The sequence below is a fragment of the Rhodoplanes sp. genome (assembly GCF_013377085.1).
GTDB lineage: Bacteria > Pseudomonadota > Alphaproteobacteria > Rhizobiales > Xanthobacteraceae > Rhodoplanes.
Genome location: NZ_JACAAX010000078.1, coordinates 1 through 10,804, shown reverse-complemented (window position 1 = coordinate 10,804; position 10,804 = coordinate 1). Strand labels below are relative to the sequence as shown.

Here is a 10,804-nt window from a genome sequence, read left to right as displayed (position 1 = left end):
CCGCTCGATGCCCGGCCGGCCGGCGTCCCGGTCACGGGCCCGGTGCTCGGGGCTCCCGGCCCTGCGGCTCCCGCCGCACCGCCGGCCCCGCCGCTCGCCGCCGTGCCGGTCGGCAAACGGCCGGACTTCCTGGTCGACCTCTATCTCGCCACCCGCGCTCTGCGGGATCGCGGCGCCCCGGGCGCGACGCGGGTCCCCGACCCGCTCGCCGAGGACCCGACCGCGGCGCCGCTCGCCGCCACGGCGGCTGCCGTGGCGGCCCGCTGGGATGCGATCGTCGCCAAGGACGACACCGATGCGAAGCGCGCAGCGCGGCTGGTGCAGGAGGTCGATGCGGCGCTGACCGGCGACGGCCTGCTGCAGATGGGCGCCATCGCCGACTGGATGACGCGCGCCGGCGAGACGCTGCGGCGCGCCGGCACCTTTCCGGGCGACGCGATCTCGACTGTTTTTGCGGAGCTGCGCCCGGCGATCAACAACCTGGTCGCCGCCTTCATCGGCGACGTGCTGGTCTATCTCGAGACCCGCGGCACCGCCGGGCAGCCCGGCCCGATCCAGGTCCGCGTGCTCGACGCGCTCAAAACCGCGCAGGCCCACAAGACCGCGACGGGCGAGCGCATCGTCGTCGTCACCCATTCGATGGGGGGCCAGCTCCTCTACGATGCCCTGACCCATTTTGCGCCCGCCGATCCGGCGCTCGCCGGGCTCGTCGTCGACCACTGGATCAGTTGCGGCGCGCAGGTGTCCTACTTCGCCGAGGTCGGGGTGTTCCGCGGCCAGCCGGGAACACGCGCGCCCCAGAAGCTGCCGCGGCCGGCGAGCGTCGCCGCCTGGACCAACTACTACGACCGCAACGATCTGGTCGGCTTCGTGATGGCCCCGGTCTTCGACGGCGTCACCGACATCGAGTACGACACCGGCTACGGCCTCGCCTTCGCCCACACCGGCTATCTCGGCCGCCCGAGCTTCTTCGAGGCGGTCGCCGCGCGGATCGGAGGCTGACCATGGCGCTCCAGCCCGATCCCGCGACCAAGGGCCTGTGGCGCTCGCCCGATCCCGACCCCGCCGGCGTGCACGCGCTGATCGTCGGCATCAGCGACTATCCGCATCTCGACGGCGGGCCCGAAAGCCAGCGCGCGCCGGACACGGCGGCCATGGGCCAACTCGCCGTGTCGGCCAAGACGGCCGCCAAGGTGTTCGACTGGCTCAGGCAGGTCGGCCGCGTCGCCGGCGCGCCGGTGCAGACCTGCCGGCTCCTGCTGGCACCGCACGACGCCGACGAGCAGGCCGCCGTGGCAGCGATCACGGGCGGGGCACACGCGGACGCCCGCTTCGAGACGCTGCGGGCCGCCATCATGGCCTGGGGCGACGACCTGATCGCCGGCGGCCACACGGCCGCGCCAAACGTCGCGTTGTTCTTCTTTTCCGGACACGGCTTCGAGCACGTTTCGCAGCCGAGCCTGCTCGCGCAGGACATTTTGGCGCCGACCGGCCAGCACGGCCGCCGCAACGCCGTCTCGTTCAACGCGCTGTGGCAGTCGGTGCGAACCTACGGCGTCGGCAGCGCGCTGTTCTTCGTCGACGCCTGCCGCAACGCCCCCGACATCGCCAAGCGGCTCAACATCGTCGGCGAGAACGTACTGGAGCCGCTGATCGACGCGGCGGAGGCTCCCGAGGCGACCGTCTGGCTGCAGGCCACGCGTAGCGGCAATTTCGCCTATCAGCTCGCCGGCACACCGGCCACGTTGTTCGGCCAGGCGCTGCTCGAAGGATTGGCCGGGCTGCCTCCCGACTGGCGTCCCTACGACTGCGCCGTGACGCCTTGGCGCCTGGTGTTCCGCGATCTCGAGGCGCATGTGAAGCAGCGCGTCCGCGCGCTCATCGCGCAGTACAGCGCCACCAAGCTGCAGCCGGTCGAGCCCGGCGGCTATCCCTACAACGGCGACGCGCTGGTGGCCGAGAAGGACCCCGGGACGGGTGCGCCGCCCCCCGGACCGGTCACCACGGAAGCTCTCGGCCCGATCGCACTGCAGCGCGAGCTGGCGGCTCGCGCCGCCGACGTGCTCGCCTCGTTCCGCGCCACCACGCCGGACGACATCCTCGGGGCCCGGCTGAAGGCGATGCGGTCCGATCCAAATCGCAGCCGCTTCGGCGATCTCGCCGATCCTTTCGTCATGCACGAGATCCTGAAGCACGAGAGCGCCACCGAGCCGTTCATCCGGTCGCTGACGATCCTCGACGTGGCGACCGGCCAGCCGGTCGAGCCCGACACCGTGACGGTGGCCGAGGCGAAGACCGACGAGACGATCGGCGCCCTGACCGCCTGGATCGACGTGACGGTCGAACCCGGCGGCGGCGACGCCGTGTGGATCGCGGCGGCCGGCGAGGACCCGGGCAACGTTCTCGCCGTGGCGATCCCGCGCGACCAGTCGGCCGCCGTCCCGGTGCGGCTCGATCTGCAGTTCGACCAGCGACCCGATCTCGGCCGATGGGTCCTGCAGGCCATGACGGCCCGCCTCGCCGAGCCGAGCGCCGGGCCGACCGTCGGCGGTGCCCTGCTGCAGTCCTATCAGGAGGACGTCGAGACTCGCCCTTTGTGGAGAGCCCTGTTTGCCGCGCAACGCATGGAGGCGCTGATCAGCCTCGACCGCGCCGCCGAGGAGCTGGTGCGGTCCGGGATCCTGCGGTCGGCGCTCGACCGGGAACGGCCGTCGCCGCTCGCCGCCGCGATTGCGGCGACCGTGCTGTTGCGCGCCGGAGCGCTCGAAGCCCTGTGGGACTGGCCGCGCCGTCTCGCCGACGAGGTCGTCTGGCTTCCCGACGGACCGGTGCTGTGGGCCGAGACCCTGCTGCAGCGTCGCGCCGCCCGCTCGCGCGGACCACGAGGTGCCCGGCCGGCCCTGACGCGACCGCGCAGCATCGAGGAGCGTCTCGACGACCTCCGCCGCGCCGCCCGCGAGGAGGACACTGTCGCGGCGCGCGACGCCTTCGCGCAGATGGCTTATCGGGGCGTTCCCCGGCTGGCGCCCGTGCTGGCCATGGCGGCCCGGCAGGCCGATCACTGGCGGCAGCTACTCGATGTCCCCGACCTGCTGGAGCCGCACGAGACGGCCCGCCTTGCCGCGGCCTGCGACCTGATCGACCGGGCGGCAAGCATCGCCGTGCCGGACGGGCTGTTCGCCGCCTTCGTGTCGCACGCCGGCGCACTCGATCCGCGCCACGTCCTCGGCATGCCGGCGAGCCGGCCGGAACCGGAGCCCGCACCGGCGATGCAGTGACGGACGCCCCTCCTCCTCACTTGCGCCCGCGCACCGCCTTGACCACGGCCCCGATCACGCCCGGCACCGCCTCGCCGGTCAGCGCCGCCTGCTTTTCCCGCGAGCGGCCGTTGACATAGACGCCGAGCACGGCGAAGCGGGCGCCCCAATAGACCGACAAGAGCCCGGTGGCGCCGATCGCCGCATTCAGCGGGCCGGCGTCGCCGACCAACAGGGCCCGCACCACGGCGAGCCAGAAGGCGGCGCATTCGAGCGTCAGCTCGACCGCATAGAGCGGCCGCCACCAGCGCTGCACCGGATCGCCCGCCGCAGCTTCAGCCCGCATGGTCGCGTTGGTGTCGGCGAGCGCGCGCGCCTGCGCCTCGGCCTCCGCCTTGACCATCTCGGCGAGCGCCGGCCATTTGGCCTGCGCCTCGCTCTCGGCCGCCGACAGCTTCGCATGCAATTCGGGCGCGGAGGTCGTCCGGATGGCGGCGTCGACCGCAGCCGGGGTCGGCTCGACCCCGAGCACATCGGCCACCACCCCGCCGACCGCCGACCCGATCATGCCGCCGAGCGGACCGCCGAGCGCCGTGCCGATGATGGGGGCGCCCGCCTTGGCGAGCGACGCCCCGAGATCACGCCAGTCCATGTCAGCCTCCCGTCTGGGTTTGGGTGTCGGCGACGAGCGCCTTGCCGGCCGCCGGCCGGCGGCGCGCCCGTCGAACGAGCCAGATCGCGCCGACGAACAGGACGGCGATCACGACAGCGGCCGCGATGGCGAGCAGGATCGCCACCGACCAGTTTTGAGGGTGGGCGAGGCCTGCGGCCCCGCCGGTCGCAGCCGTCCCTGCGGCAATGGTCCCGGCCGCCGCGGTCCCGGCCGCGAGCGCCCCGCCGCGACGCCTTCGCGAAACCGCCGGCGGCGTCCCCGACGCCATGGCGAGCGCGACACGCCGCACCTCGGCGACCCGGCGGCCCCAGCCGCCGCCGAACACCGGCCAGGTCCTCAGCCGCTCGAGGAAACGCAGCCGCTCGTCGCAGATCGCCTCGACCAGCGCCCGCGGCTCGCGCGTTCGGGCGGCCGCGATCACGGCGTCGCCCACCACGCCGGTGTCGGCCGGAAGATCGAGCAGCCGCCGCAGCACCTTTCCCGAGCGGCCGATGCCGGAGTTCACGCCGTAGTCGAACACGGCGTAATCGACCCCGGCCGGCAGCTCGTCGCAGCGCTGCGCATCCCAGTAGCGGCGACGATAGATGCCCTTCGCCACCGCGAGCGGCATCGCCTTGACGTCGGCCGCCGTGGCGTTCGGCTTCCAGTGTTTGCGCGCGTCGAAGATCGTGATGCCGAAATTGGTCGGCCCGCCCGGATCGCTCGGATGATTGGTGTAGCCGCCCTCGTGGGCGAGCACGCGCGCGAGCGCGGCGTCGTAGGACGCTTTCATGATCAGGTCTCCGGAGATTGCAAGGGATACGCGTGGCCAGTCGCCGCGATGTCCGGCCCGATCAGGCCATGACGGTTCCGATCAGGCCCTGGTTCTTGCCGATCAGCGAGCCGAAGAACGTCGCCGTGCCGCTGCCGTTGACGGATTCGACGGCGATCAGTCGATGAAAGCCGAGGCCGGGGCAGTCGTCGTATTCGGCCGATGCCGTGGTCTGGCCGGACGTGCCGCCGACATAGGTCGAGACGCCGGTGTAGCTCGTGGCGCCGTCGAGACCGAGGCCCCAGATCGCCGCGGCGCCGGTCGTCACGACGGCAGTCGCGATGTGCCGGACACTCACGGGATCCTCGTCGTCTCCCCGAACCATCAGGATCTCGTTGCTGCTGGTGCCGTTGATCTCACGAAGTGTGATCGAGCCGTAGGTCCACGAGGCGGTCGTGCAGTGGACCGCCACCTTGCGGGCGACGCGGTTGTACTTGTTCCAGACGAAGCGCTTCACCACGGCGTTGCTGTTCTGGCCGCTGTCCTCGATCAGGCCCGATCCGTCCGAGCGCATCGTGCCGACATAGGTGCCCATGCCGGGCGCGGGTCCGTTGCCGATCGCGAATTTGTTGGTCCAGAGGCCGGCGGTCGTCTGCAGCTCGCTGGTTCCGGTGCCGGTCCCGCGCGCCGTGTCGCTGGTCCAGGCGGGGCCGCGGGTGAGGCGCAGCACGCCGCCGTCGTTCCACACGAACAGATCGTAGTTGGCGTTGGCGACGACCGCGGCGGGGCCGGCCTTGCCGACGCTCGACGCGGTCGTCACGTTCGCCAGCTCGCCGAACGGCATCGCGATCATGGTGCCGGCGCCGTCGGCGACCGGCACGGCGTTCGACACATAGGGCGTGTAATAGATGGTCGACGCCGCCGTGACGTTGGCGGTCGGCACCGGCGTCGCGCTCGCGAGCGTCAGCCGGCCGCCCGGCGTGATCGAGGTCCCGGGCCCGGACGTGCCGGCGATCAGGGTCCAGCCGGCCAGGGTCGCGTCGTAGAGCAGCACGGCGGCGCGGCCCGGCGCCAGGACGGCGTCCCGGCCGAACAGAAAGCGATTGCCGGCCGCCGAGGCGGCCGAGGAGTCGGTCAGCGTGATGGTGGTGGCGCCGGTGTTGAGCAGAACCTTGACGGCGCCCGCCGTGCCGCCGGCCAGGCCCGTGACGGCGCGCGCCGCATCGGCGGCGAGGCACACGACCGCGGTGGCGTCGAGACCGGCCGGCGCGTAGTCGTTCTGCGAGGCCGTGAGGGTCGGCGGCGCGAGCCGCGCCGCGAGCCCGAGTGCCGAGCCGATCCGCAAGGCGCCGGTCGCACGATCGACCACCAGCGCATCCTTCCAAGTCGTGCCGTCCGGCGAGACCTTGACGTGCAGGTCGTCGTCGCCCGTGAGGCCGATCTCGGCGCGTCCCGAATAGGCGTCCTGGAAGAGCAGCGACAGCGTCCTGGCGGCGCTCTCCTTGCTCATCTTGCAGCGCAGATTGCCGTCGCCGCCCTCGGCGACCGTTCTCGCCACCCACAGCGCGTTGTTGAGCTTGGCGGCGAACGGATTGGTCGCGTCCGCCGTGGTGCCGACGCCGAGCCGCGTCATGTTGTCGAGCGCCGTCAGGGCCGCGATGGCGTCGATCCAGGCGGCACCCGTCCAGGCGACGAGCGCGCCCTCGTCGACCACATAGGCGAGCCAGCCGACCCGCGGCGCGGCGAACAGCCAGGCGCCGTCCTGCCAGGCGGCGATCTGGCCGCTGTGCCCCGCCCAGGCGTCGGTGGCGCCCGTCGCGACAATATGACGATCGCCTTCGGCCGGCGAGGCCGGCGGCGCGGCGAGATGCCGGTCGTGCACGGTGAGTTGCACCAGCGTGTCGAGCAGGCGCAGCGCCTCGTTGTGGGTGACGTGCTTCTGGGCCTGGGCGGCGTCGATGCAGGGCAGCGCCAGATTGGGCGTGTCGGTCATGAGTGTGCCTTTGCTTGATCGGACGGTGTCCGGGTCGAAAGTTGTCCGGAAGGGAGGCGCCCGCGTCAGACCGTCAGTGTCGCCTGGGCCGCAAAGCCGCGGCCGACCGTCGCCGAGAGCTGGACGGCGCGGACCGACAGGCTCGTCTGCGCCGCGCCGAAGTCGGCGAGCTCGGCGGCTGCCGCGTAGAGGACGCCGGGCGTCGGTGTCGCGAGCGTGCGCACCACCGTCGTGCCGGACAGGATGTCGACCACATAGGCCTCGGCGTCCTCGCCGAGCGGGACATCGATCGCATTCCAGGAATCGCCGTCGCGGCGGGTCCGACGGATCCAACTGATCAGGACGCCGGCATCGGTGCGGCGCGCCCGCAGATGCACGGGGGCGAGTGGGCGCAGCGCGGTCGGCTGCGGCGTCAGCGTGACCGTGACGGCGCTCGGGTCGCCGTGATGACGATCCGCCGCCACCACCCGCAGCGTCATGGCACGGCCGAGCAGATCGAGCCCGCGGGCGACCGGAAGCAGCACGTCGTCGAGCTTTACGAACGTCGCACCGGCCGCGAGCGGCGCCGCCATCGCCCGCTCGCTGCCGGCCTGGCCACGCAGCAGCCGCGACAGCCGATAGGTGCGGACATCGACCAGCTCGGCGGTGGCGAACTGAAACACCTCGCAGGTCCCGTCCGCCTGCTGCAGCACGGCCGCATTGGCGCCCGCCAAGAGCGCCGCGTCGCTCACCGCGGCGAGCGCGCCGCCGTGCAGCTTGACCCGGAACCCCATGGTCCGGTCGAAGCGCCCGGTCGGGCCGGCCGGCACCGGATCGAGCGTCTCGCCGATCACGGCCGGCGCCGCCACCACGGCGATCCGCTCGAAGGTCGCGCCGTCGAAGGAACGCCACACCGCCATCGGGCCCGGCCACGGATCGGCCAGCACGGCGATGCGGGCCAGCACCGGGACGGTGTCGGAGGGAAGCGTCGGCAGGTCGAGCACGGCGACGGCGGCGGGACCGCGCGCATCCGGCAGCACCGGAGCGACGCGGGAGCGCGCCGGCAGCGGCAGCGCGAACACCTCCGGGTCGATCGACTGCGCCGTCACGCTCCGCGCGCCTGAATCGACCAGCTCGCGGATTTCCAGAAGCCGCCGCCGGCCCGACAGCGTGAGCGCCACGACATCGCCCGGTGCCAGCCCGAGCCGCGACGGCGGCACCGCGAAACTCGCTGTTTCGCGCCCGGCCCAGACATCCTGGAGACGGATCTCGACGCGGCGCTCCGCCTCGGCGCGCTCCATCACGGCGGCGAGATCGGCCTGCAGGATGCGGGTCGCGCCGCCGACCAGGCGACGCGACTGCACGGCGGCGCGGCGATAGTCGGCGGCGATGTCGCTGAAGCCGAGCGCCACCGCGGCGGGCAGCTCGGTCTCCTGTGCCCGCACCAGCCGGGCCGGCGCGCCGCGCTCCGGCCAGACCAGATCGTCATCGGTCAGCTCGGCGACCGGGGCGCCGCCGCGCGGCCGGAACACCAGGGCCGCCCCGTCGGCGACCGCATCGAAGGCAAAAGCCGCGGCGAGCGGCTCGATCGCGGCGCGCGGCGCCATCGGCCGGTCGATCACGTAGCCGTCGAGGCCGCCGCCGAGCCGGCCGGCGTCGCAGCCCGTGACGCCCGCATCGGCCAGCATGGTGTCGACGAGGCCGTCGAGCGGACAGGCGCCGAGCCGGCCGGACAGCCAGTGCCCCGTCTGCCAGTTCGGCGCGTCGCTCCACACGTCGCTCGCCGCCGGGAACACCGGCCACGGCCGCGCGTCCCAGGTCCACAGCGTGATGGCTGACGGGTCGACCATGCGGCCGCCATAGACGGACGACACCGGGTTGGAGGTCGTGGTGGCGCCGAAGGCGGGATCGAAGCTGGTCAGCACCGCCTCGAGAACGCGGCGCTGAATCAGATCGTCGCGCTCGCCGGTGGAGAAGCGGGGCAGCCCGCTCTCGGACGACTTCGGATCGGGAAACACGCTCGGCTGGTTGGCGCCCTTGTCGACCGCCGGGCAGCCGACCTCGGTGATCCTGATCGGCTTGCCCTGCGGCACCCAGGCCGTCGGGCTCGCCAGCTCGACGCCGCCGACGCGCTCGTGATGCGGGTTCGCCCAAAAACTCCAGAGATCCTTCTGGCGGAACATCCACGGCTTGCCGAGCCCGTCGGTGATCGGGCTGCGGGCCTGGGCCGCGCGCGCCGCATCATTGGCGTAGTACCAATCGAAGCCTTCGCCGGCGCGCAGATTGGCGGCCAGATAGGCGCGATCGTGAATGTCGTCGGTCAGCGCGCGGTCGAGATGATCGGCGGTGTCGCGCCAGTCGGCGAGCGGCGCGTACCAGTCGATGCCGACCGCATCGATGGCCGGCGAGGCCCACAACGCATCGAGCGGAAATCGCACCTCGGTGGCGCCCGAATCGACGACGTGGGCGCCGTACTCGGTCCAGTCGGCCCCGTAGGTGATCGAGGCACCGGGCAGCATCGCCTTGACCTCGGCGGCCAGCGCGGCGAGCGCCGTCACGGCCGGATAGACGCCCGACGCGCTGCGCACCCGGGTGAGCCCGACCAGCTCGGAGCCGATCAGAAACGTGTCGACGCCGCCGGCCGCGGCGGCGAGCGAGGCATAGTGCAGCACCATGCGGCGAAAGCCCCAGGCCGCGGGCGCGCCGGTGCCGAAGAACGCGTCGACCTGCGCCTGCGCGGCGGCGTTGCCGTCGGGCGAGCCGGGCCGCCCCGGTGCCGGATCGCAGGTGATGCGTCCGCGCCAGGGATAAGGGGGCTGTGAGGCCGCGCCGGTCCACGGATCGGGCCGCCCGCTTCCGGCCGGGATGTCCATCATCACGAACGGATAGAGCGTGACGCGCAGGCCGCGCGCCTTCAGCTCGGCGATCAGGTTGCGCACGCTGGAGTCGGACGGGGTGCCGCCATAGGCGGGCCTCCCGTCGACCTGGGAGACGACGCGGGCGGAGTCGCGGGTGCGGCCCGCGACCGACCAGGTCGCCGGATGGGTCTGCTTGGCGGCGGAGTCGATCGCCGGCGCGATCTCACAAGCCTGGGCGCGCAGATCGGTGCCGAACCACGCCACCACGACGGCGACCTCGGCGAGGTTCGGGCACGCAGCCTGGAGATCGTCGAGCGCCGCCTCGACATCGGACGGCGTGCTCGTGACATGGCGGTTCTCGGCTCCCGTCTGGCCGGGGCCGAGCTGGCGCACGACGGTGGACGGCTCGTAGCCGAACTCGGTCGTGCCCGGGATCAGCGTCACGGCGCGGACCATCCGCTCCAGCGCGCCGACCGGACGCATCACCTCGAAGGCGAGCTGCGGGATGCGGTTGCCATAGGGTGCGAGCGGCAGCCGCTCGAACACCACATAGGCGAGGCCCCGATAGGCCGGCGTGCCGTCGGCGCCCTGCCGGGCGACGATCAGCGGATCGGCGGCCTGCGCCTCGTCGCCCGGCCAGGTCCGCACCGTGAGCCCGTCGAGGTCGAGCAGGCTGCCGTCCGCCCAGATGCGGCCGACGCGGCCGATCGGCCCCTCGCAGACGCCGACGGCGAAGTCGGCGAAATACGTGTACGTGGTCGTGATGGTCGTGGTGCCGCCCGAGCTCCCCGTGCCCTTGCCGCCCGAGCTCTCCTCCGTGGTGGTCGCCACCTCGATGATCGGCGTCGCCCAGATCACCTGGCCGGAGAGGCGGGCGCGGCCGTAGACGCGCGGGATCGGCGCACCCTCGGTGGAGGCCATCACGTCGAGATCGGCGAGGCGCGGGCCTTCGAGACGCCGCTCGCTGCTGCCGCCGAGCAGCGCGTGATCGATGGAGATACCGATCAGCCCACCGGCGATGCGGCCCGCGATGGCACCGAGCGGACCGAACAGCGCGCCACCGAGCGCACCGCCGGCAACCGAGAGAACGAGCGAGGCCATGGGGAGACTCTTTTGTGAAACGCCTGTTTCACCCTCCCCTGGAGGGGGAGGGTCGGGGCGCGCAAAGCGCGCACCGGGGTGGGGTGAAGCCCCGCGCGCAGGCAGCGCTGTCACCCCCGCCCGGACCGCTTCGCGGTCCGACCTCCCCCCTCCAGGGCAGGGCTATCGCGTTTGAGCGAGAAGCTTGAGGAG

The 10,804-nt window shown here is 72.7% G+C and carries 5 protein-coding genes and 1 pseudogene; 2 read left to right on the top strand and 4 right to left on the bottom strand.

The annotated features are described in order from the left end of the window. Together HXX10_RS28565 and HXX10_RS28560 are read left to right on the top strand one after the other, a co-directional pair. Window positions 1–1,002: pseudogene (locus tag HXX10_RS28565) on the top strand (hypothetical protein); the annotation flags it as partial. Window positions 1,003–1,004: 2 nt separating this feature from the next. Next, window positions 1,005–3,278: a caspase family protein gene (locus HXX10_RS28560; protein WP_296526856.1), complete on the top strand. Its 2,274-nt coding sequence runs from the start codon at window positions 1,005–1,007 to the stop codon at window positions 3,276–3,278. A gap of 16 nt (window positions 3,279–3,294) precedes the next feature. Here the strand turns inward: HXX10_RS28560 and HXX10_RS28555 are convergent, their stop codons facing one another. The 4 genes from HXX10_RS28555 to HXX10_RS28540 all read right to left on the bottom strand — a co-directional run bounded on the left by HXX10_RS28555 (window position 3,295) and on the right by HXX10_RS28540 (window position 10,612). After that, window positions 3,295–3,909: a 3TM-type holin gene (locus HXX10_RS28555; protein WP_296526855.1), complete on the bottom strand. Its 615-nt coding sequence runs from the start codon at window positions 3,907–3,909 to the stop codon at window positions 3,295–3,297. 1 nt (window position 3,910) lies between these two features. Further along, on the bottom strand, window positions 3,911–4,702 hold the full coding sequence (locus tag HXX10_RS28550) for a glycosyl hydrolase 108 family protein (RefSeq protein WP_296526853.1): 792 nt from the start codon (window positions 4,700–4,702) through the stop codon (window positions 3,911–3,913). A 61-nt stretch (window positions 4,703–4,763) separates the two neighbouring features. After that, on the bottom strand, window positions 4,764–6,674 hold the full coding sequence (locus HXX10_RS28545) for a DUF2793 domain-containing protein (protein WP_296526851.1): 1,911 nt from the start codon (window positions 6,672–6,674) through the stop codon (window positions 4,764–4,766). A 65-nt stretch (window positions 6,675–6,739) separates the two neighbouring features. Beyond that, window positions 6,740–10,612, bottom strand: coding sequence for a glycoside hydrolase/phage tail family protein (locus HXX10_RS28540; protein WP_296526848.1), 3,873 nt, complete (start codon window positions 10,610–10,612; stop codon window positions 6,740–6,742). Window positions 10,613–10,804 lie beyond the last annotated feature (192 nt).